Annotated in this window: 23 protein-coding genes and 1 pseudogene; 13 read left to right on the forward strand and 11 right to left on the reverse strand. The window is 58.4% G+C overall.

Going from position 1 to position 21,800, the window contains the following annotated elements; genetic code table 11:
- The 11 genes from ACTQ3R_RS02395 (at nt 1) to ACTQ3R_RS02445 (ending at nt 11,974) form a co-directional block, all read left to right on the forward strand.
- Nucleotides 1-1,068: a M42 family peptidase gene (locus ACTQ3R_RS02395; RefSeq protein ID WP_441777802.1), complete on the forward strand. Its 1,068-nt coding sequence runs from the start codon at nt 1-3 to the stop codon at nt 1,066-1,068.
- A complete protein-coding gene (locus tag ACTQ3R_RS02400) occupies nt 1,061-2,086 on the forward strand; it encodes a M42 family metallopeptidase (protein ID WP_441777803.1) in 1,026 nt (341 codons plus the stop codon). Before ACTQ3R_RS02395 ends, ACTQ3R_RS02400 begins: the two co-directional genes overlap by 8 nt.
- A 15-nt stretch (nt 2,087-2,101) precedes the next feature.
- Nucleotides 2,102-3,097: a M42 family metallopeptidase gene (locus ACTQ3R_RS02405; RefSeq protein ID WP_441777804.1), complete on the forward strand. Its 996-nt coding sequence runs from the start codon at nt 2,102-2,104 to the stop codon at nt 3,095-3,097.
- 32 nt (nt 3,098-3,129) lie between these two features.
- On the forward strand, nt 3,130-4,377 hold the full coding sequence (locus ACTQ3R_RS02410; RefSeq protein WP_441777805.1) for a methionine gamma-lyase family protein: 1,248 nt from the start codon (nt 3,130-3,132) through the stop codon (nt 4,375-4,377).
- Nucleotides 4,378-4,429: 52 nt separating this feature from the next.
- On the forward strand, nt 4,430-5,134 hold the full coding sequence (yunB, locus tag ACTQ3R_RS02415) for a sporulation protein YunB (protein ID WP_441777806.1): 705 nt from the start codon (nt 4,430-4,432) through the stop codon (nt 5,132-5,134).
- A 9-nt stretch (nt 5,135-5,143) separates the two neighbouring features.
- A complete protein-coding gene (locus ACTQ3R_RS02420; RefSeq protein WP_441777807.1) occupies nt 5,144-5,857 on the forward strand; it encodes a VanZ family protein in 714 nt (237 codons plus the stop codon).
- Nucleotides 5,845-7,818, forward strand: a complete 1,974-nt coding sequence (gene ligA / locus ACTQ3R_RS02425; protein ID WP_441777808.1) for an NAD-dependent DNA ligase LigA — start codon at nt 5,845-5,847, stop codon at nt 7,816-7,818. The genes ACTQ3R_RS02420 and ligA overlap by 13 nt, the downstream gene beginning before the upstream one ends.
- 55 nt (nt 7,819-7,873) lie before the next feature.
- On the forward strand, nt 7,874-8,824 hold the full coding sequence (locus ACTQ3R_RS02430) for a DMT family transporter (RefSeq protein ID WP_441777809.1): 951 nt from the start codon (nt 7,874-7,876) through the stop codon (nt 8,822-8,824).
- Nucleotides 8,825-8,887: 63 nt separating this feature from the next.
- Nucleotides 8,888-10,018 (forward strand): DUF362 domain-containing protein, encoded by a 1,131-nt coding sequence (locus ACTQ3R_RS02435; protein WP_441777810.1) that lies wholly within the window; start codon nt 8,888-8,890, stop codon nt 10,016-10,018.
- Nucleotides 10,019-10,146: 128 nt separating this feature from the next.
- Nucleotides 10,147-10,632 carry an RNA polymerase sigma factor gene (locus ACTQ3R_RS02440; protein ID WP_441777811.1) on the forward strand — a complete coding sequence of 162 codons (486 nt, stop codon included), beginning with the start codon at nt 10,147-10,149 and terminating at the stop codon, nt 10,630-10,632.
- Nucleotides 10,625-11,974 (forward strand): hypothetical protein, encoded by a 1,350-nt coding sequence (locus ACTQ3R_RS02445; RefSeq protein WP_441777812.1) that lies wholly within the window; start codon nt 10,625-10,627, stop codon nt 11,972-11,974. The genes ACTQ3R_RS02440 and ACTQ3R_RS02445 overlap by 8 nt, the downstream gene beginning before the upstream one ends.
- 38 nt (nt 11,975-12,012) lie before the next feature.
- Here ACTQ3R_RS02445 and ACTQ3R_RS02450 read toward each other — a convergent pair whose 3' ends face one another.
- The 4 genes from ACTQ3R_RS02450 to ACTQ3R_RS02465 all read right to left on the reverse strand — a co-directional run bounded on the left by ACTQ3R_RS02450 (nt 12,013) and on the right by ACTQ3R_RS02465 (nt 15,933).
- Nucleotides 12,013-12,363 (reverse strand): SdpI family protein, encoded by a 351-nt coding sequence (locus ACTQ3R_RS02450; protein WP_441777813.1) that lies wholly within the window; start codon nt 12,361-12,363, stop codon nt 12,013-12,015.
- A 15-nt stretch (nt 12,364-12,378) separates the two neighbouring features.
- Entirely contained in the window at nt 12,379-13,374 is a 996-nt protein-coding gene (locus tag ACTQ3R_RS02455; RefSeq protein ID WP_441777814.1) for a tyrosine recombinase XerC, read from the reverse strand.
- A 400-nt stretch (nt 13,375-13,774) separates the two neighbouring features.
- Nucleotides 13,775-15,145 carry a DNA repair protein RadA gene (gene radA / locus ACTQ3R_RS02460; RefSeq protein ID WP_441777815.1) on the reverse strand — a complete coding sequence of 457 codons (1,371 nt, stop codon included), beginning with the start codon at nt 15,143-15,145 and terminating at the stop codon, nt 13,775-13,777.
- A 44-nt stretch (nt 15,146-15,189) separates the two neighbouring features.
- Complete coding sequence (locus tag ACTQ3R_RS02465; protein WP_441777816.1) at nt 15,190-15,933, reverse strand: N-acetylmuramoyl-L-alanine amidase; 744 nt, start codon at nt 15,931-15,933, stop codon at nt 15,190-15,192.
- 145 nt (nt 15,934-16,078) lie between these two features.
- Here ACTQ3R_RS02465 and ACTQ3R_RS02470 point away from each other — a divergent pair, with 145 nt between their 5' ends.
- Together ACTQ3R_RS02470 and ACTQ3R_RS02475 are read left to right on the forward strand one after the other, a co-directional pair.
- The gene (locus ACTQ3R_RS02470; RefSeq protein WP_441777817.1) at nt 16,079-16,561 is read left to right on the forward strand and encodes a spore coat protein CotJB; all 483 of its coding nucleotides are present in this window, start codon (nt 16,079-16,081) and stop codon (nt 16,559-16,561) included.
- 1 nt (nt 16,562) lies between these two features.
- Nucleotides 16,563-16,658, forward strand: a pseudogene (locus ACTQ3R_RS02475) (manganese catalase family protein); the annotation flags it as partial.
- 37 nt (nt 16,659-16,695) lie between these two features.
- On the opposite strand, the gene ACTQ3R_RS02480 reads toward ACTQ3R_RS02475, so the two are convergent.
- Genes ACTQ3R_RS02480 through ACTQ3R_RS02510 form a run of 7 tightly spaced genes read right to left on the reverse strand, consistent with a single transcriptional unit; the run spans nt 16,696 to nt 21,799 of the window.
- Nucleotides 16,696-17,472 carry an N-acetylmuramoyl-L-alanine amidase family protein gene (locus tag ACTQ3R_RS02480; protein WP_441777818.1) on the reverse strand — a complete coding sequence of 259 codons (777 nt, stop codon included), beginning with the start codon at nt 17,470-17,472 and terminating at the stop codon, nt 16,696-16,698.
- Complete coding sequence (locus ACTQ3R_RS02485) at nt 17,472-17,825, reverse strand: hypothetical protein (RefSeq protein ID WP_441777819.1); 354 nt, start codon at nt 17,823-17,825, stop codon at nt 17,472-17,474. Before ACTQ3R_RS02485 ends, ACTQ3R_RS02480 begins: the two co-directional genes overlap by 1 nt.
- A 41-nt stretch (nt 17,826-17,866) precedes the next feature.
- Nucleotides 17,867-18,343, reverse strand: a complete 477-nt coding sequence (locus ACTQ3R_RS02490; RefSeq protein ID WP_441777820.1) for a phage holin family protein — start codon at nt 18,341-18,343, stop codon at nt 17,867-17,869.
- Entirely contained in the window at nt 18,344-18,523 is a 180-nt protein-coding gene (locus tag ACTQ3R_RS02495) for a hypothetical protein (RefSeq protein ID WP_441777821.1), read from the reverse strand.
- Entirely contained in the window at nt 18,520-18,810 is a 291-nt protein-coding gene (locus tag ACTQ3R_RS02500) for a hypothetical protein (protein ID WP_441777822.1), read from the reverse strand. The genes ACTQ3R_RS02495 and ACTQ3R_RS02500 overlap by 4 nt, the downstream gene beginning before the upstream one ends.
- Before the next feature lie 13 nt (nt 18,811-18,823).
- The gene (locus tag ACTQ3R_RS02505; RefSeq protein WP_441777823.1) at nt 18,824-19,606 is read right to left on the reverse strand and encodes a hypothetical protein; all 783 of its coding nucleotides are present in this window, start codon (nt 19,604-19,606) and stop codon (nt 18,824-18,826) included.
- Nucleotides 19,607-19,615: 9 nt separating this feature from the next.
- Nucleotides 19,616-21,799: a DUF3303 domain-containing protein gene (locus ACTQ3R_RS02510; RefSeq protein WP_441777824.1), complete on the reverse strand. Its 2,184-nt coding sequence runs from the start codon at nt 21,797-21,799 to the stop codon at nt 19,616-19,618.
- Nucleotide 21,800 lies beyond the last annotated feature (1 nt).

Raw genomic sequence — 21,800 nt, forward strand, 5'->3', positions numbered from 1 at the left:
TTGGATAAGCTGAATGGAGGAACCGTTTTGAACTACGAGAAGATTTTGGAGCAGCTTTGTTCCCTGTCCGGCCCCAGTGGATTTGAGATGCCGGTGGCACAGGCGGCGGCGGAGCTGCTCCGTCCCTGGGTGGAGGAGGTCTCCATCCACCCCACGGGCAGCGTGGTGGGCGTGCTGCCCTGCGGCAAGCCGGGGGCAAAAAAATTGCTGCTGGACGCCCATCTGGATGAGATCGGCCTTATCGTCACCGGGCACGAGGAGGGCTTTCTCACCTTCGCCCCATTGGGCGGAGTGGACCCTAGAATGCTCCCGGACCGGGAAGTGATGCTGCTCACCCAGCCGCCCATTCCCGCCCTGGTGGCCTGCCTGCCGCCCCACATCCAGACCCGTGAGGATATGGACAAGTCCCAGCCCATCAAGGAGCTCTATTTGGATGCGGGCCTCACCCAGGAGCAGGCCCAGCGCCTTGTCCCCATCGGTACTCCCGCGGTATATCGGGGGAGCTGTGCCCCGCTGGGGGAGGAGCTTTTCTGGGGCAAGGCCCTGGATGACCGGGCCTGCTTTGCGATTTTGCTCCATACCCTGGAGCTTTTGCAGGGAGAGGAGCTGGACGTGGACCTCTATGTACTGGGTTCTTCCCAGGAGGAGACCCACAGTACCGGAGCCATCACCGCCGCCTATGGCATTGTGCCCGACCTGTGCGTGGCAGTGGATGTGACCCACGGGGACAGCCCCGACGCCGGAAAAGGGGAGACCTTCCAGCTGGGCGGCGGGCCGGTGATCGGCCTGGGCCCCAACTGCACCCGCTGGATGGCCCGGCGCATGGAGGACAAGGCCCGTGAGCTGGAGATGGACCTCCAGCGGGAGGTCATGTCCGGTTCCAGCGGTACCAACGGCTGGCCCCTTCAGGTGAGCCGGGAGGGCATAGCCACGGCGGTACTGTCCATTCCTCTGCGGTATATGCACACCCCCATTGAAACGGTGTGCCGCCGGGACCTGGAGGATGCCGCCCGGCTGCTGGCTGCCTTCCTCAAGGGAATCGGGAAGGAGGTGCCCAGGTATGATTGATCTGCTGAAAGAGCTGTGCCGCCTCAGTGGCGTATCCGGGGACGAGGACCGGGTCCGGGACTTTATCCGCGCCCAGGCCGCACCCTACGCAAGCTCCATCCGCACGGACGCACTGGGAAACCTGATTGTGTTTAAAAAGGGCCGGAAGGCCACTGGAAATAAGCTTCTGCTGGCGGCCCATATGGACGAGGTGGGCATCATCATCACCCGTATCACCGACGAGGGCTTTTTGAAGTTTGACTTTGTAGGCGGGGTGGACCGCCGGGTGGCCATTGGCAAGCCGGTACGCATTGGAGACCGGCAGATCCCCGGCATTATCGGTCTGAAGGCCATCCATCTGGTGAGCCGGGAGGAGATGAAGAAGGTCCCAAAGACCGACGCCCTCTATATCGACATCGGCTGCAAGGACCGGGAAGCGGCGGAGAAGCTGGTATCCCTGGGGGATTATGGCTGTTTCGTCGGTGAGCCCGAGGAATTTGGCCAGGGATTTCTGAAATCCAAGGCCATTGACGACCGGGTGGGCTGCGCCATTCTGCTGGAGCTTCTGAAGGAGGACCTGCCCCTGGATGTGACCTTTGCGTTCACCACCCAGGAGGAGGTGGGGACCCGCGGCGCCTTTGCCGCCGCCTTTTCCGTGACCCCGGAGGTGGCCCTGGTGCTGGAGACTACCACTGCCGCCGACCTGCCCGGAGTGGAGAACCACCGGAAGGTGTGTGCCCCCGGCAAGGGGCCGGTCATCTCCTATATGGACGGAGGCACCATCTACGACCGGGGGCTCTTTGAGGACCTGCGCCGCCTGGCCCAGGACAACGGCATCCCCTGGCAGACCAAGGAGTATATCGCCGGGGGCAACGACGCCCGCACCATTCAGCGCACCAAGTCCGGCGTACGGGTGGCCGCCCTGTCCGCCGCTGTGCGCTACCTCCATGCTCCGGCCAGCGTAGGTAGCCTTTCCGACTTTGAACACATGCTGAAGCTGACCCGACTGTTCCTTTACGACCAGGCAGAAACGCTATGAAATTAAGGTGATACTATGGAACTGTTTGAACTGATCAACACCCTGAATGCTGCCCATGGCCCCTCCGGGGACGAGGGCGGGATCCGTGCGGTGATCGCCCATCTGGCCGCCCCCTTTGCCGACGAGGTCACCACGGACACCCTTGGCAATCTCATCGTCCGCAAACGGGGAGAGGGGCCGCGGGTGATGTTTGCCGCCCATATGGACTCCATCGGCTTTATTGTCACACACATTGAGAAGGAGGGCTTCCTTCGGGTGGGCCGTCTGGGCGGGATCAGCCCCAAGGAGGCCGCCTATACCCCCGTTCGATTCAAAAACGGCGTGCGGGGCGTGGTGGTCCCTGAGGAGAAGGCCGACTTCGGCAAGCTGAAGCTGGACGAGTGCTATTTGGACATTGGTGCAAAAGACGCGGAAGAGGCAAAGAAGATGGTCCAGGTGGGGGACACCGCTGTCTACGATTCTCCCATGTTTATGAACGGGGGTAAAGTAGTTTCGCCTTACCTTGATAACCGCATCTCCTGTGCCATCCTTCTAAAGGTTCTGGAGCAGGTCAAAGCGGGCGTCAACGACCTCTATTTTGTCTTTACCACCCAGGAAGAGGTGGGCATCCGGGGCAGCAAAACCGCGTCCTGGAGTATCGATCCTGCCTATGGGATCGCTGTAGATGTGACCGATGTGGACGACACCCCCGGTTCGGAAAAGTCAGGTACCGTTCAGCTGGGGAACGGGGCCGCTGTGAAGGTAATGGATTCCTCGATCATCTGCCACCCTGAGGTGGTATCCAAGCTGGAGGAGCTGGCCCAGGAGCAGGGGATTCCCACCCAGCGGGATATTCTGCGGGCCGGCGGTACGGATGCCGGTGCCATCCACGTCACCCATACTGGCGTAAAGACCGGGGGTATCTCCGTACCCTGCCGGTACGTGCATACCCCGGTGGAGATGGCCGACCTGAATGATACCGAGCACTGCGTCCAGCTGGCCGCCGCCTTTGCCCAGTGCAAATTAGGATAATATTACTGAAATAGATAGGACTGACAAGGAAAATGCCATTACAGATTAGTGAAAAGGTCCGCTCCCTTGGGGACCAGGCTCAGCGGGAGCTTGTTGCGGAATTTGCCCGGATTGACGCCATTGCCCAGCACAACACCCAGCGGGTTCTGGAGGCCTTCCAGGACCACCGGGTGGCTGACGGCTATTTTGCCGGTACCACCGGCTACGGCTATGATGACCTGGGCCGGGACAAGCTGGACGAAATTTATGCCCAGCTCTTCGGCACCGAGGCCGCGCTGGTGCGCATCCAGTTCGTCAACGGTACCCACGCCATTGCCTGCGCCCTGTACGGCTGCCTGAAGGCGGGGGATGTGCTCCTGTCCGCCGTAGGCGCCCCCTATGACACTCTGTTGGGAGTTGTGGGGGCGGTAGACAAGGGACATGGTTCTCTGAAGGACTACGGTGTAGAATACCGTCAAGTAGAATTACTTGACAATAAGCCCGACCTGGAGGGCATGGCCAAGGCTGCTGCCGACCCTCGGGTGAAGGCCGTACTGATCCAGCGCTCCAAGGGCTACGCTACCCGTGCCTCCCTGTCTGTGGAGGAGATCGGGGAGATGTGCAGAGTCATCAGGAAGGCCAATCCCAACGCCGCTATTCTGGTGGACAACTGCTATGGGGAGTTTGTAGAAGCTCAGGAGCCCACTCACGTGGGGGCCGACCTGGTGGTGGGCTCGCTCATCAAAAATCCCGGCGGCGGCCTGGCTCCCACCGGCGGCTATATTGCCGGACGGCGGGACCTGGTGGAGGGTGCCGCCCAGCGGCTCACCGTCCCTGGCATCGGCGGGGAGTGCGGCTGCACCCTGGGCCAGAACCGGCTTTTGTACCAGGGCCTGTTCCTGGCCCCCCACACGGTGGCCCAGGCTGTGAAGACTGCCGTCTTTGCCGCCAAGGTCATGGAGCTTCTGGGCTATGAGACTGAGCCCCACTCCAGCGCAGTGCGCCACGACATCATCCAGATGATCCATATGCGCCAGCCGGATGCATTGAAGAAGTTCTGCAAGGGCATCCAGTTCGGCGCCCCGGTGGACTCCTATGTGACCCCTGAACCCTGGGACATGCCCGGCTATGACTGTCAGGTCATCATGGCTGCCGGAGCCTTTATTCAGGGGGCTTCCATCGAGCTGTCCGCCGACGCCCCCATGCGGGAGCCCTACACCGTTTACCTCCAGGGAGGCCTGACCTTTGAGTCCGGCCGGCTGGGGGTGCTGCTGGCGGTGGAGGAGCTGCTGAGACCGTAACAGGAATAGGTCAAGCCGCAGCGGCCATATTCTACCCTGAGGGGGTGTGAGTATGGGGACAAGGAGACGGCTTTGGGGTGCCATCCTCCACAGAAGACTATACCGCCCCTGGGGCTGTGTTTTGTCTGGACACCCCGGACTTCTTACTTTGGCTGTGGCCCTTCTGGTGGCCTGGGGGACCATTCAGATCCTGGAGTGGAGACTGCGGCCCACGGTGGCGGAAATGGCCCGGACACAGGTCCAGAACACCATGACCGCCGCCATTGAGCAGGCTGTGAACGAGGATCTGGCCCGGCGGAATGTGAGCTATGGAGATTTCGTAGCCGTGGAACGGGATGCTGCAGGGGCCATTACCGCCCTGTCTGCCCAGACGGCGCAAATGAACCTGCTGCGCTCGGAGCTGGTGGGCACCATTCTGGAGACGTTGGAGGGGGTGGACGTATCGTCCATCCACCTGCCGCTGGGAAGTCTTTTGGACTTTGAACCTCTCTGGGCCAAGGGACCCGAGCTCCAGGTTCGGGCCATGACGGTAGGGACAGTCAGTGCTGAATTTGACAGCGAATTTTCCTCCGCCGGGATCAACCAGACGATCCACAGGATTTGGCTGGAGGTGGCCGTCCCCATGACAGTCCTGCTCCCAGGAGAGGAGCTGGAGGTGACCGTCCAGACCCGTCTTCCCCTGGCGGAGACGGTAATTGTGGGCCAGGTGCCCAATACCTATCTAAGCCTCGATGGCGGGGCTTGGAGCAGCAACTGAGGTTTACCGATGACGTTATCTGAAACGGCCTGGTGGTATCTAGGCAACATCATGGAATACTGTGTGCAGATGTTTCCCTGCATGCTGGTGGGTGTGGTGGGGTATCTGTTTCTGAAACCCTTTCGCCGCAAGCGCTTGCAGGGGAAAATGCTTGTCAGCTCCTTTGCCCGTGAGCTGGCACTTCTGCTCTTTCTAATGTTTTGTGCAGGGCTCATTTCTCTGACGCTGTTCCCGGCTAATTTTTGGTCCTATGTCACCGATTGGCTCTTTTTCCATGAAAGGTGGGCCATCGCTTGGGGGCATGAGAATCTGGGAAATTTCTATCCCTCATGGGAACAGGTGATGGGGGAGATCCCATCTCTTCCCGAAATGTTAAAGCCCTTTCAGGAGATCCGCCGTGCGCTGAACCGCATGAGTCCCTGGCTCATGTTCATGCTGTTGGGCAATATCGGCATGTTCATACCTCTGGGCTTTTTCCCAGCCCTGCTGTGGCGGGGCTGGAGGTGGTGGAAGGCAGTGCCCTTGGGATTTCTGTGCTCCTGTGCCATTGAATTCATTCAGTTTTTTATCGGACGGAGCACTGACATCGACGACGTGATCTTAAACACCACCGGGGCTCTGCTGGGCTACCTGCTCTATGCCCTGGTCCGGGCGGCCTTTCCCCGCCTGGCAGCAAAATTCCACTGTACACCCAAAGGGGAGGTATCCATATGGACGAATTGAAGGAAATTGCCCGCCTGCGGGAGGAGCTGAACCGGGCGGGCTATGAATACTATGTGCTGGACAACCCTACCATGTCCGACTACGACTATGACCACGCCCTGCGCCGCCTGGAGGAGCTGGAGGCCGCCCATCCAGAGGCGGTGACTCCCGATTCCCCCACTCAGCGGGTGGGGGGACAGGCCCTGGAGGCCTTCACCCAGGTCACCCATCGGGTGCCCCTGGAGTCGTTGCAGGATGTATTTGATTTTGACGAGCTGCGCGCCTTTGACCAGCGGGTGCGCGGGGTGGAGCCGGACGTATCCTATTCCGTAGAACCCAAAGTAGACGGGCTGTCCGTCGCCCTGGAGTATCAGGACGGCCTTTTCGTTCGGGGGGCTACCCGCGGGAACGGAAGCGTAGGCGAGGATGTGACAGAGAACCTGCGCACCATCAAGTCCATTCCCCTGCGTATTCCTGACGTCTCCGGAACACTGATTGTCCGTGGAGAGGTCTATATGCCCAAAAAGGTGTTCCATGCCCTCAATGAGGAGCTGGAAAAGCAGGGAAAATCGCTTTTCGCCAATCCTCGCAATGCCGCCGCGGGCTCTCTGCGGCAGCTGGACCCCAAAATTGCCGCCCGGCGTCGGCTGGATATTGCGGTATTCAACATCCAATGGGCGGAAAATGTCACCTTTCATAGCCATACAGAGAGCTTAGATTATCTGAAGGACAAGGGATTTAAAGTCATCCCCCATACGGTCTGCCGGACCATTGAAGCGGCGGTCACTCAGGTGGAGGCCATTGGCGAGGGCCGGGAAGCCTATCCCTTTGACATTGATGGTGCGGTCATCAAGGTGGATGACCTCTCCCAGCGGCAAACCCTGGGCTCCACGGCGAAGTTTCCCCGCTGGGCCGCCGCCTATAAGTATCCCCCCGAGGTCAAGCCCTCCCGTGTGACGGATATCGTCATCCAGGTGGGCCGCACTGGGGTGCTCACCCCAAAGGCGGTGCTGGAGCCGGTGCGCCTGGCAGGCACCACTGTGACCAATGCCACCCTCCACAACCAGGATTTTATTGCGGAAAAGGACATTCGCATTGGAGATACGGTGCTGGTGCAGAAGGCGGGGGAGATCATCCCCGAAGTGCTCTCCGTGGTGATGGAGAAGCGTCCGGCAGAAGCCCGGCCCTATTTGTTCCCCCAGGTGTGCCCCGAGTGCGGCGCGCCGGTCCAGCGGGACGAGGACGGCGCCCATATCCGCTGCACCGGGGCCGAGTGTCCCGCCCAGCTGCTGCGCACCCTGGCCCACTTTGCCAGCCGGGACGCTATGGACATTGAGGGCCTTGGCATTGCGGTGGTGGAGAACCTGGTGGGCGCCGGGCTGGTCAAAACGCCTGGAGACCTCTATTTCCTGAAGGAGGAGGACGTGGCCGCGCTGGAGCGTATGGGCAAAAAATCCGCCCAAAATCTCCTGGCCGCCATTGAAACGTCCAAGGGGCAGGATCTGTCCAGGCTCATCTACGCCTTTGGCATCCGCCAGGTAGGCCAAAAGACCGGAAAGGTCCTGGCCGGAAGATTCGGCAGCCTGGACGCACTGCAATCGGCCACTCTGGAGGAGCTGACCGCGGTGGAAGACATCGGTGAAATCACAGCGCAGAGCATTGTAGACTGGTTCCAGAGCCCCCAGAGCCTCCATCTGATCGCCCGGCTCAAGGAGGCGGGGGTGAATATGCTGGCCCAGCAGAAGGGGGAGGACCAGCGCTTTGCCGGAATGACCTTTGTGCTTACCGGAGCGCTGGAGCGCTTCACACGGGAGGGCGCGGCAAAAATGATTGAGGACCGGGGAGGCAAGGCCGCCGGTTCCGTGTCCAAAAAGACTACCTATGTGGTAGCAGGGGAGGCCGCAGGTTCTAAGCTGCGCAAGGCCCAGGAGCTGGGAATCCCGGTGCTCACCGAGGAGGAGTTTCTCCGACTGATGGACTGACTTGTACCTTCCAGCGGGATATGATATACTGAGCAGGAGAGAGGAAGGGGAGAAGATGTCCGCAAAAAAGGGTTATTTCTTCATTGTTGTCACCGTTATCATGTTTACCTCCTATGAGGTGGTGCTGAAATTTATCTCCGGCCAGCTCAATTCCATGCAGCTGACGTTGTGCAGGTTTGCGGTGGGATTTGTCATTCTGCTGCCCCTGGCTCTGAATACCCTGAAAAAAAGGGGAGAGCATCTGGATCGCAAAAGTCTGGCCCATTTCGCTCTGCTGGGCCTTTTGGGGATCGCTTTGAGCATGCCCATCCTCCATGTGGCGGTAAACTACGCTGGTTCTTCTGTGGCGGCGGTGCTGTTTAGCTGCAACCCCGTATTTGTCACCTTTTTGGCATTCTTTCTGCTGCGGGAGCCCATTTTGCCCCGGCATATTGCCGCCCTGGCTCTGGAGGTGGCGGGGACCATCGCCATTATCAATCCCTTCCAGTCCTCGGTCAATCTGCTGGGCACTGGGCTTGCACTGCTGTCCACCATTTTGTTTTCCATCTATGGGGTACTGGGCAAACGCAAGTGCGCCCAATATGGAGGCGCGGTGGTCACCTGCTTCAGCTTCTTCTTTGGAAGCCTCATTTTGCTGGTGCTGATCCTTCTGTCCCATATCCCGGCCCTGGCCCAAGCCCTGATTGGGGCGGGGCTGGCCGATTTCGCCAACATTCCCATTTTCGCCGGGTATACCCTGGCAAACCTGCCTTATGTACTTTTCGTATCTGTGGGAGTAGCGGGAATCGGCTTTTGCAGCTATTTTCTGGCCATGGAGTGCCTGCCGGCCAGCGTCGTGTCACTGGTCTATTTCTTTAAGCCGGCTCTGGCTCCGGTGCTGGCCTGGATGGTACATGGGGAGATCATTTCCAGGGACATGCTCTTGGGGATCGTGCTCATTGTGGCAGGTTCTCTGTGTGCCATCGTGCCCGGTATTCTGGAAGCCCGGCAGGGTGCCCGGTCCTAATTTGTTGTTATTCCAAAAGCTTTATTTTTGATTTATTTTGATGTACGTAAGGGAGTTGGAAGTATGTCAGTTTCTAAGGTTTATTTTACCGATTTTCATACCCAGGCCTTTGGGGACGGCCTGCCCACAAAGCTGAAAAAGCTGATCAAGCGGGCTGGAATTCAGGAGCTGGACCTGGATGGGAAATTCGTAGCCATCAAAATGCACTTTGGTGAGCTGGGCAACATCAGCTACCTGCGCCCCAACTATGCACGGGCATTGGTGGACGTGGTAAAGGAGCTGGGCGGCAAGCCCTTCCTCACCGACTGCAACACCATGTATCCCGGCAGCCGGAAAAATGCCCTGGAACACCTGGAATGTGCCTGGGAGAATGGCTTTACCCCGCTGACCGTGGGCTGCCCCATCCTCATCGGAGACGGGCTGAAAGGCACGGACGATGTAGAGGTCCCCGTGGTGGGGGGCGAGTACGTGGAGAAGGCCAAAATCGGCCGGGCCGTGATGGATGCGGACGTGTTCATCTCCCTGACCCACTTTAAGGGCCATGAGATGACTGGCTTTGGCGGAGCCATTAAAAACATCGGCATGGGCTGCGGGTCCCGTGCAGGGAAGAAGGAACAGCACGCCAGCGGCAAGCCTAAAATCAGCAAGAGCCGGTGCCGGGGCTGTATGCGCTGCCAGAAGGAGTGCGCCAACAACGGTCTGGTCTTTGACCCTGAGACACGGAAGATGACGGTGGACGACCAGAACTGTGTGGGCTGCGGCCGTTGCCTGGGAGCCTGTAACTTTGACGCCATCTATTTCACCAACGACAACGCCCAGGCGGCCCTCAACTGCCGCATGGCCGAGTATACCAAGGCCGTGATCGACGGGCGCCCCAATTTCCATATTTCTCTGGTGGTGGATGTATCCCCCAATTGCGATTGCCACGGAGAAAATGATGTGCCTATCCTGCCCAACATCGGAATGTTTGCCTCTTTTGATCCTCTGGCTTTGGATCAGGCCTGCGTGGACGCCTGCCTGGCCGCAGCGCCTATGCCGGGCAGCCAGCTGGCAAAGCACCTGGCCGACCCCAATTTCCATGACCACCACGACCACTTCCTGAACTCCACCCCGGAGTCGGAGTGGCGCAGCTGTCTGGAGCATGCAGAGAAAATCGGCCTCGGGTCCCGAGAGTATGAGCTTATTGAGATGTAAGGTGATTTTCCATTACAGAAGAAGGCGGACGCTGTGGGCGTCCGCCTTTCTTTTTTGGGGGTTGCTGTAACCTTTTTCCCCTCTCAGACGTGTATAGATCAGAAGGACAAACGAGGGAGGCGAATCACATGGATTATGAGCAGGCGGAGCAGTTGGTGGCCCGGTATGGCCAGACCATTTACCGCATGGCCTATGCCCGGACGGGCAGCCGGGAGGATGCGGAGGATATTACCCAGGAAACCTTTTTGCGTCTGGTACGCACCAATCCGGCCTTCCGAGATGAAGAACACCGCAAGGCCTGGCTTTTGCGGGTAGCCGCCAATTGTGCGGGCGATCTGTTTCGGGCCCCGTGGCGGCGGAACAACCGCCCTCTGGAAGAGGCGGAGCACATCGCAGCGAAGGAGCCGGAACCGGAGCGTTTCGGTGTGCTGGAGGCCGTATGGTCTCTGCCGGAGGACTACCGGATCCCGGTGCACCTGTTTTATTACGAGGGAATGTCCGTGTCAGAAATTGCCCAAGCGCTGGGAAAACGGGAAGGGGCCATCCGAACCCGTCTGTTTCGGGCACGGACCATGCTGCGGGACAAGCTGAGCGAGGAGGGAGACTATGTTTGAACAGGACTATCATCAGGAGATGGAGCGTGTGACGCTGCCCCCGGAAGCCGCAGCGCGTATTACGGAGGCGATGGCCGCTGAGCCTGCGATATCTTCCCACCGCCGCCCAAAGCTCCGGATTTTGCTCATTGCGGCAGCGTTGTGTGCCGCTGTCACGGCCTCGGCCCTGGCCGCTTCCCCCGGCCTGAGGGAACAGCTTTTTGCGGCATTGGGTGACTTTGCCCCGTACAGCCGGGAGATCGACAAGTCTGCTGATGTCGATCAGGACTTTGAGATTTCTGTGCTCTCCGCGGTCACCGACCGGTACCGGCTCAAGCTCTATGTACAGGTGCGGGACCTGACCGGGGAGCGGATGATCGATGAAAACACCAAAATTTGGGGCAAAGTTCAGCGGGATACCGGGGAGGAAAACGTATTGTCTGACTGTGTGGCCTTTGACCCGGACACCCATACCGCGCTGTTTGAAATCAACGAAGAGCGGGAAGAACCCAGCGATTTGCAGGAGGACATCCGTTTTTGGGTGGGCTATGTCTGGCCCCAGGTGTACGAATTTGCAACCTCAGAACCTCTGCCTAAGGAGCTGATCTCGGAAGAAGTCCTTGACTGTATGACGCTGGACAATGGACAGGTGGTGCTGAAGCCGGGCCAGACCCCGGCGCCCCTGAGCGGCTTTGACAAAGCGGAGCTGTCCTCCATGGGATTTGCCGCGGACGGTACCTTCCAGGTATTGGTCCAACTGGCAGAGGGTGGGCTTCTGGAATCGGAGCTCGGCCGCAGACAATCGCTTCTTCTGACCAATGTCTATCTGGATGGAGAACCGCATACCGGAGCCTCCGAGGACATCAGCTTTGAGCTGGACGGCAAGTCCTATGTAGGGATCAGCTTTTCCAATGTCCGCCCGGAGGATCTGGACAAACTCACCCTTTCCGAAGCCTATGGTAGCGTCCTGATGAGTGAGCCGGTTTTCGGCCAATGGGAGGTCCCCTTCCAGGTAGAAAATTATCCGGTGCTGGAAATGACCCTCACCGGAGAGGCGGAAGGTACGCGTCTGCCCACCCAGCTGATCCTGACGCCCCTGGGCGCTATGGTGAGAGGGGAGTGGGAGATGGGGTATCGTGGAAACTGCCCGTTTGCAGTCGTGCGCAGCGATGGCTCACGGCTGGAACAGATTCAGATCAGCCATGGACGGATGAGTCCTACAAAAGTCTGTATTTTGGGCAACTGGGAGTTCCTGGAGCCCCTGGAGCTGGAGGAAGCGGCAGCCCTGGAGCTGTACCCGTGGTATATCCCACTCACCGGAGAACACGCAGGCGTTGCCTATCCCATCGACTCCCATCCATAATAGAAAGAAAGCGGAGCGCCTAGGCGCTCCGCTTTTTCTCATTTCTCGTTCCCAAACTGGGTCTTTAACAACAGATCCACCATAAAAACGGACACGCAGAACAGCACCATCTGTCCCACAATGAGCCACATCCAAAAGGCGGAATGGTGGTCAGAAAACAGGGCGATAAGGATCCCGCTGGCTGCAGCGCTGATGATGCCAATGCGCACCCAGAGCTTCCCGCAGTGGCGATGGGCGGCCGTCCAGGCGTCCGGGTTTTTCCGGGTGAGCTCCGTGCTGTAGGCAAGGCCGTTTTTCCCATAAGCAGGAGGGGAGAGGCGCCACCAGATTCCCACCAGCAGCATGGCGGCGGGTGCAATGAAATCGGCAATCAAGTAAAACAAATTCATAGGTAAACCTCACTTTTAGTCCTCTTCCGGGGGTAATTTTGGCTTTTTTCGCTGCTTTGTATGGCTCAATGGGTTTGCCCGCGCGGCAGTGCGCAGGTCCTCGTTGTCCACGTGGGTATAAATCTGGGTGGTATTCAGATGGTCGTGGCCCAGCACCTCCTGGAGGGTGCGCACATCCACGCCGTTTTGCAGCATAAGGGTGGCGGCCGTGTGGCGCAGCTTGTGGGCGGAGTACTGGGTGCTGTCCAATCCGGCAGCCGCCAGGTGCTTTTTTACCAGCTTATGGACCGCCGCAGTGGTGATTCGACGGCGGTTCTGAAGGGTGACAAACAGGGCGTTTTGATCCACCAGTGTCATGGCGTCCCGTTCGGTCATCCAGTCGGCCAGAGCCTGCTGACAGGCCTCATTCAGGAACAAGATCCGCTCTTTGTTGCCCTTGCCCAACACCCGAAGCTGATCGCCCCGAACATCTGTTTTATTAAGGCCGACCAGCTCGGAGATCCGCAGACCGCAGTTTAAAAACAGGGTCAAAATACAGTAGTCCCGGACGGCATTTTTTCCATCTACGCTGTCCAGAAGCTCCAGACTCTCGTCCAGATTCAGGTACTTGGGCAAAGTCTTTTTCAGCCGGGGCGAGTCCAGGTCCTGGACCGGGTTGGTGTCCAGAAGCTTCGCCTTATTGGTCAGGTATTTATAAAAGGACCGGATGGTGGCAACTTTGCGGGCACGGGAGGCGTTGTTGAGCCGGCGGTCCCGTGACAGGAAGTTCATAAAGGCGTAGATGTCTGTGAGGGTGATTTGTTTGACCAGAGACAGATCTACGTCATCAATGGGAATCTGATCAAAGGGCATGTCCTTCGGGACCAGATTTTTTTCCAGCTTCAGATAGCGGAAGAAGTTTCGAAGGTCTAAGAAGTATTCGTCAACGGTCTGACGGGAATGTCCTTGAATGGTTTCGTGATAAACCAGGAAATCCCGCAGCAGCGCCGGAGCTTCGGTGCGGTAGTCCATAATCGGGGGAATCTCGGGGAAAGGGGCTTTTCGCCTCCACTCAGGTCAACAAAATTTTTATTTTGTTGACCTGATAATATAGTTTTATCCCGAGCGTCCCAGCCCCTCCTTTCTCTCCATGGGGATCTCATTGGTTCAGCGGCCTATCCCAGCAGCTGAACACGTTTTTATTCTTTCACCTATCAGGTATCATAAGGGCCGTCAGACGATCGCCGCTTATATCTCCGCGCAGTTGGGACATACTAAATTCCCTTGATGAAATTTGGAGATGATCGTGTTGAGCCTCATTGCTTGTACGGACCCCTGTGTCTATCAGAAAGACGGCCTGTGTTCTCTGTCCCGCGCAGCCTCCCCCGGTCCGGCCGGCTATGGGGGCTGCGTCAACTTTGTGCCCCTGGCTTCACAGCAAAGCGGCCATAGCCTCCCGGATGTTGGACACCCGGATGAGCTCCAGACCCTCGGGGGCGACTAATTTTCCCTGAATCCGTTTGGGGATCAGGCATTTGGTGAACCCTAACCGCTGGACCTCGGCCAGGCGCTGATTGAGGGCGCTCACCGCCCGCAGCTCCCCGGTTAGTCCTACCTCACCGATGGCAGCCAGGTCATGGGGCACCGGCTTGTCCCGGAAGCTGGACGCCAGGGCCAGCACCGCGGCCAGATCAGCAGCGGGCTCCTCCAGATAAAGGCCGCCAATCACGTTGAGATAGGCGTCACAATTGCCTACCAGAAGCCCGCCCCGCTTCTCCAGCACCGCCAGCAGCAGCATGGAGCGGCTGTAGTCAAAGCCGTTGCTCACCCGCCGGGGATTTCCCAGGCTGGAGGGCACCACCAGGGCCTGGATCTCCGCCAGTACCGGGCGCACCCCCTCCATCACACAGGTAACACAGGTCCCCGGAGCGTCCTGGGGACGCCCAGCCAGCAGAGCCTCGGAAGGGTTGGGAACCTCGCTGAGGCCCCCGTCTTCCATTTCAAAAACTCCGATTTCATTGGTGGCGCCAAAGCGGTTTTTGGCCGCCCGGAGAATCCGGTAGGCCATCTGCCGCTCCCCTTCAAAGTAGAGTACGCAGTCCACCATGTGCTCCAGCACCTTTGGTCCGGCAATGGAGCCCTCCTTGTTCACATGGCCGATGACAAAGATGGTGATCCCCTCCCCCTTTGCCAGCTGCATGAGGGCCATGGTGCACTCCTTCACCTGGCTGACGCTGCCGGGGGCGGAGGTCACATCCCCGTGGTAGAGGGTCTGGATGGAGTCTACGATGAGGATGTCCGGCTGGAGCTCGTGGACAGCGTCCAGCATGTTTTCCAGGTTGGTCTCCGCCAGCAGGTAGAGCCCCTCCCCGTTTACCCGCAGCCGCTCGGCCCGGAGCTTGATTTGCCGCTGAGACTCCTCACCGGATACATACAGTACCTTTGCAAAGGTGCACAGGCTGTCGCAGATCTGGAGCATAAGAGTGGACTTGCCGATACCCGGCGCGCCGCCCACCAGCACCAGTGAGCCCTTTACCGCGCCGCCGCCCAGTACCCGGTCCAGCTCTCCCATGCCCGTGGAAAAGCGCAGCTCGTCGGTGGTCTCCACCTCTTTCATGGGGGTGGGGCGGCTGAGAGGGATTCCGCTGGCAGAGCCTTTGGCCACCGGCCCGGCCTTTTTCACACTCTTTTCCGCCGGCTGCTCCACAATGGTGTTCCAAGCGCCGCAGGCAGGACATTTCCCCTGCCACTTCGGGGTCTCGTTGCCGCACTGGGTACAATAAAACAGGGTTTTGGCTTTCATTTGGAAACTCCTTTACCGGGACGTCCCGGAAAACTTCATTGGCGTTATTGTAGCAGATTTTCCGCCGGTTGTAAATCCGCCTCTCCCTTCTCCTGCCCGCTCAGCCAGGCCCCTGCCAGCACCATGGCCAATTGCCGCTGATAACCCTGGTCCCGGAGCATGGCCTCCTCGCCGGGATTGGTGAGAAAGCCGCACTCCACCAAAATGGCGGGACAGGTGATATGGTTCATGAGATAGACGCTGTCGGGGATTTTCTTGGCCGCCCGCTCATTGTCCGGCTGGAGCTGGTCCCGCAAAGCGGCCTGAAAGTGCTCCGCCAGGGCCTGCGAACCCTCTGTGGGGGCATAAAATACCTGAGCTCCGTGGTACTTGGAGCTGGGATAGGTGTTTTGGTGAATGCTGATGAGGGTAGCCCCGTCCACGGCCTCTACCGCTGCTACCCGGTTTTGAAGATCGGAGCGCTTTTTCTCCCGCAGGGTGGAGGCGCCCGCGTCGTGGAGGGAAATGTCCTCCTCCCGCAAAAGCACCGGGTCGGCCCCGCACAGGGCCAGGATGTCCCGGAGCTTCTGTACGATCTCCAAATTGATCTGGCTCTCCGGCACGCCGGTGATGGACACCGCGCCCCCGTCCTCCCCGCCATGGCCTGCGTCCAAAATGACCGGCGCGGCGGCGGTATTTGGGACCGGGTGAATGACCGGCTCGATCATCCGCCCCAGCCGGCTGATGGCCAGCGTCAGCAGGATCACCACCAGACCCATCGCCCCCGCCAAAGCAATGCCTCGCTTCAAATGAACCACCTCCGCCCTATCCTATGGCCGCCCTCCCCTGGGTATGCGTGGGCAACAAAGGCCGGAGTGCATAGACTGGTTTGAGGGGGACGCCGCGCCCTCTCAGCGCGGCCCCCTCTCAATTCAAAGAAGGAGGCAACCCCCTTTGTATAACGAAATTCCCAGCGCCCGGAGCGCCCAGTCAGGTGCTGCCGCCGCCGGCTGTCCCGATTCCAGCGGCACTATGCCCTCTTGCGCGGGGCTGGCCGTCCCCTATGTCCCCTTTCAGCAAAACAACCCCCAGAAATATTCCCAGTCTGAGGCACTGAGCAACGGCACCCTGTTTCCCGGACTCAATTTGCCCTTTCACCTGAAGGTGGAGGGCTCCACAGTGCCCGACACTCCCCTCGCCGAGCTCCAGGCCCTGGAATTTGTGGTCATGGAGCTGGGTACCTATCTGGATACCCACCAGGATGACGCCGAGGCGTTCCGCCTGTTCAAGCAGTACGCCGCCATGGAAAAGGCAGCCAAGGCGGCCTATGAGTCCAAGTTTGGTCCCATGACCAAGTCTGCCGCCGCCACCGGAGACAGCTACCAGTGGCTGAGCGAACCCTGGCCCTGGAATTACGAGCAGAACGAGGTGAAGTGAGATGTTTGTATATGAAAAGAAGCTCCAATTCCCGGTAAAGATCTCCACTCCCAACCCCAAACTGGCCGCCTTTATTATCAGTCAGTACGGCGGGCCATACCCCAATAGACTATAACAATAAAATATCCGTTTTTTTACTTTTCCATCCCGGCCAATACCATAGCCATGCCTTCCACACGGGTCATCTTGTCCAAAGGCCTGGAGCCGTCAGAGATCCCGGCAGCAATCGCCTTCTTTACAGTGTCTTTTTGCCACTCTTCGGTCGGCTCTTTCGCTGCCTGCTCCTTTTGGTGGCGCTCATAATACGCCACCCACTCCTCATAGGTCACGCTGTCCACCTCCTTCAGATGATACTGCTCCACCAGAGCGGCCACAATCCCGTCGGCCAACTGGTCAGCATATTTCTCCGTCAGGATAATGGGAGTGTCCGTGGTGGAGTCCATAAAGCCAAACTCCCCCAGCACCGCGGGCATGGTGGTGTACTTGAGCACATAGAAATCTGCCACCCCCAACGGATTGGACCGGTTGCCCCGGAGGCCCGTGGAGGCCACTGTGTGCTCGTATACGGCACGCTGGAGGCTGGTGGTGTCCTCGCCCACTCCAGGGCAAACATAGACCACGATACCGCCTCCAGAGCCGCCGTTGATACCGGCGTTGTGGTGGATGGACAGATACACATCCGCCCCGGCCTGATTGGCAATCAGTACACGGTCAAAAAGAGTGATCTCTCTTTGACCAGTGAGATCGTCTACCCGCATGGTTGTGCAGTCGTAAGCCGTGAGCCGCTGCTGCACCTTGTGGGCCACACGGTTGTTCAGCACCCACTCCCGGGTCTCTCCGGGGTCGATTGTCTTCAGACATCTCTTCCCTGGGGTGCCCAGATAATGCCCAGCGTCAATGCAGATCAGCATTACGCCTCACTGCCTTCCTCGTCCTCTTCGAGGATGTCGGCGCCATCCTGGGGCTTGTCCTTACTGGCCTCGTAGGCCTCCAGCTCGCCCTGGTATTCCTGATAGAGCTCCTCCACCTGCCGGACAAACTCCGCCTGGGTCTCATTGTGGTAGGCATTGAGGATCTTCTTGTTGTACCGGCCATAGAACTCCATGACCTTTTCGTCATAGTCCTTGTCCCGGCGCTCCGGGGCCTCGGCGATGACGGCGGGCTGGATGGCCATGGCCATATCCTTCAGGTCGGTTTCGTGGGCCTCGTTGTAGTTGAGCATGCGATAAAGATACTCACTCACGCTGTAAAAATTGGTTTCCATAGTTTTATCTCCTTTATGTAATATTTGAACAGCCGTTTGGCTCATTCATCCTCTTCTCCGCCGGCAATTTGCTCGCCGGCGTTGTCAATGGCGTCTTTACTCACCTGGAGCAGCTTGGTAAGCCATCCAGGCACCGGGGCTCCCATGGCCACGGCGTTCTCGGTGATGCTGCCCAATTCTGTCACTCCATACCAAACCAATACAATAGGGCAGATCAGACCACTGTAAGTAAACGGCAGCTGCACGGCCGGAATATTGGCCAGCACCAGGGCGATCAGCAGATCCGCACCGGCGGCTACGATCACCACCACGATCATTCCGGCCTTATGCCAGATCCCCTCTCGGGCCATGGAGCTGGACCACTGGCCCTGTTTGGCAGCGGCGGCGCTGCCGGTGATGTAATCCACCACCATACAGATGATCCAGCCGATGACCAGCCAGCCAAACCAACCCCAGAGCCCGGTCAGAGCTCCCAAAAGCGCCGCAACAATCATTTTCCAATGTTCCAAAGTGTTCATTTACGCTCCTCCTATCCCATATTTCTCAAGACTTGGGCCAATCGTCGGATCTTTCACCAGGTTTTTCACTTGCCCAGGCGGCAGAGCGCCCAGGACCGTCATAAAATCATCGGCCTTTTCCTTATTCTGTGCCAGCACCCGGTTGTACTGGATGATCTTTTCTCTCAGCTCCGGTTTCATTCCGTTACCCCCGAAAGGAGAAGTTCCAAGGACTCTTTCAGCTCAGATACTTCTGCCTCCAGATTTTCCTCGCGGCTGGGTTCCGGCTCTGGCTGTCCGTCATCCTCTATGGTGTATTCGCCATTGTAGGCGTATTTTAACGCCTCTGCAATTTGGATGTCTTCGTTGCTATCCGTAAAAGCCAGGCTCTCAGTTTGCAAATAGGCTTCACGAATTACTACTTGCTCGCCTCCAAGTTTTTTTTCAATGAGCGCCGGTATTTCTCTTTTATACACGATTCTTTTCATTGCATCGCCCTCATCAATCAGTGGTTTTCCAATATTTAACGGTAGCATTTGCGGTATAATTAGACCTATCAGAATGAGTTACTAATATGATTACATTGTTACTTGCCGAAATGCTTTGTAACTCACCGGGAAAAGCGTAAGATCCATTTTCTCCTGGCATTGTTATTTTACCGTTTGACCATGTGCCATTCACGGAAATCGGCTGACAATTTGTGTCCACTGAGTATTCTACGTCTTTTGCGGTATTATTGGGCATGGCCCCACAGTCAACCAATTTTGTATATACGGGCTTTCCGTTGTGCCGCTCAGTTGTGCGGTACTCTACACCTAGTTTCATTGGCGGGTTTATCCACTCCCACGGTTTCCATACCCCCACTTCTTTTGATCTAATTAGCATTGTGTTGGTAGGATATCCACTGGCCATCAAATAGACAAATGCAAGTTGAGTAGCATAAGCGTTATTAGCAGCAACGTGCATTAACGTTGTATTTCCAAATAGAAATCCAGGTATAACCGGAACGCCAATATACCAACCAGTCTTTAAAATAGAATCAAAATCGTTCACAGTCGGCGCGTTTGCAACAGCTGTTCCTAATCCAAATCCACTAGGCGCAGCCCCTACATCCCCTGCAGTAATGGCCCCGGAGCCTGGAGTGGCCTTGACACGATCTACCGCATTGTCGATCTCCTCCCCGCTGAAGCGATGGGTATAGTAGTCATCTGGGGGCGCGGTGATCTCGTTGACCTGCTGGGTCAGTGCGGCCAGCTTGGCCTGTAATTCATCCAATGTCGCCATGGTTCCACCTCACACAATACATCTTCGTCCCAGCTTATCCAGCCGCCAGCGGTTATTTTGGGTCACAGCGGCCAGCAGCTGCTGGCCGGGCTTTGGACGGCGGTAGAAGAGAATTAAAATCCCCGGCCCACCCCTGGCCCCTTCAGAGCCTTTTCCCGGACGGCCTCTGGTGATAGACGCATTCTCCCGCAACCGGGCAACGGCCAGGCCCACGCCGCCCTCACCGCCACCGCCGTGACCTCCATCGCCGCCTTTTCCGGGAATTGTCTGATCACTTGGGGCTTTGGCGTCGGCGCCGTTTCCGCTGCGGCCGCCCACAGCCTTTGCGTTTTCCGGTTTGGTTCCAGACACTGAGCCCAGAGCCCCGTCAAATCCGTTGGAGCCCACCGCAGGGCCACCGCCGCTGCCCTTGCCGGCCTGTGCGATGTAGTACTCACCATCGTACAGCATGACATTATCCTCAATGTTTGCCGGCACACCAGGAAGCCATGTATTTCCGTCACGGTCCATGATAGACGTGCCCGGCTCATAGCCGTATTCTGCCGTCGTTGAAGCACCGGCCCCCCGGCCTCCGGCAATGCCCTGGAGATCTCCCGGGGTGGCATAGGTGCGCCCTGTCAGCGGGTTGGTGTAGCCCGTAGGAGACACCGCCCCATTGGCAGAAGACAAGGATCCGAAGGTGGTAGCGCCGCCCTCCTGGCCGGGGTTGGAGTCCTGGTTTGCCTCCGAAGGCTGGCCTCCCAGGCCTCCGATCCCAGTGGAATAGGGAACCTTTACCCCTGGGGTAACCGGGAGATCTGCCACCAGGATCTTCCCACCCTGGCCTGGCTGGCCACCTGGGCCTCCCTCGGCTCCATACCCTGCATTCAAACCATACAGCTCCTGATCAAGGTCGGACAGTTCCGGTGGATCCGGGGAAACGCCGCCTCGGCAGCCGCTGAAGCCCCCGTCTCCGCCGCTGATCAGGACGGAGGTCACCACCGTTACGCCTTCCGGAGGATCCCACTCCCCTGTCCCGGTCAGCTCCTCATAGGCATCATAGTATTGCAATTCCTCCGGCCGGGGCGGCAGAAAGCCCACCAGGGCCGTAATATCTGCCCGCAGCACCGCGGACATGGCAAACTCCATGGTGCCAATGCAGGCTGTTACCATGCGCTTATCGTAGGGGTGCCAGATGGATACCACATGGCCTGGTTTCTCTGCTATGGCAGTAAGACCGCTGTTTATGGTCTCCTGACAGCGGTAATAATCAGCCAGCCGACTGGCAACGCCGTTGGAGCTTACCAGAGACACGAGGGTGGCGTCTGTGATGGTCCTGACATTCTCAGCGGCTCCCTCCGTCACCGTCTTCACAACCTGCCGGGTGGTATGGATATACCCCTTGCCGGTGAGGGTACCGGTCCCGGTAGATAGTCTTGCCCAGTTTGCCCCGCTGCTGAGGATGGAAAAGCCTGTGGCTGCAAGACTGTGCATGGGCTCATCAAAGGTGACCAGCTGCCCCTCCTGGGCTGTGCCGTCGTACAGGGTGGTCTCCTCCGTCCCCTGAATGTACTGGTGCTCGGTGACGGACACCGCACTGATGGGGCTCTCATAGGGCACAGAGCCGCCGGAATACATCCGGTCCATGGTCACGGTACTGGCCACACCGTCCCACAAGGGCTCTACCCGGAGAAAGCCATCCATATCGGTACCCAGATAGGCCCCAATGACAAAAAGAACCTGGGCCAGGTTATCTCGCGCTGAATTGTCCGGCGGCTTCACATAGGGGAGCCATCCGTACAGCTGAACATCCTGGAGGCTGGTCTTGATATGCACCGGGACGGAGCCGCAGATGTCCCGCACTACCTCGTCCACAGTCTGTCCAGTGTAGATCCCGCCGGGGTGAGGCATTTTTTCCAGCCGTCCCAGGGCAGACAGGCCGGAGAGGATGTACCGGTCCGGCCCCACACGTTCCACCGACTGGAGATAGAAGAGCACCTTCTGCCTGTCCCGGTAAAAATAGGTCATGGGGGCATTGGGGGTAAAGGCCTTGATGGAGGGGTCGGAACACTTGACAGTGAGCTCCATGGTGTCTACCCCCAGGGCGGAGGCAGGCAGGGACGTCTCCAGATAGAAGCTCCCTTCCGCCAGCTGGTCATCCGGCTGCTGGCTGTCGGTAAAAATCCACTTGTCATAGATCAGCTTGTTTCTCATA

It is taken from the genome of Lawsonibacter sp. LCP25S3_E2, assembly GCF_052117285.1.
Classification (GTDB): domain Bacteria; phylum Bacillota; class Clostridia; order Oscillospirales; family Oscillospiraceae; genus Lawsonibacter.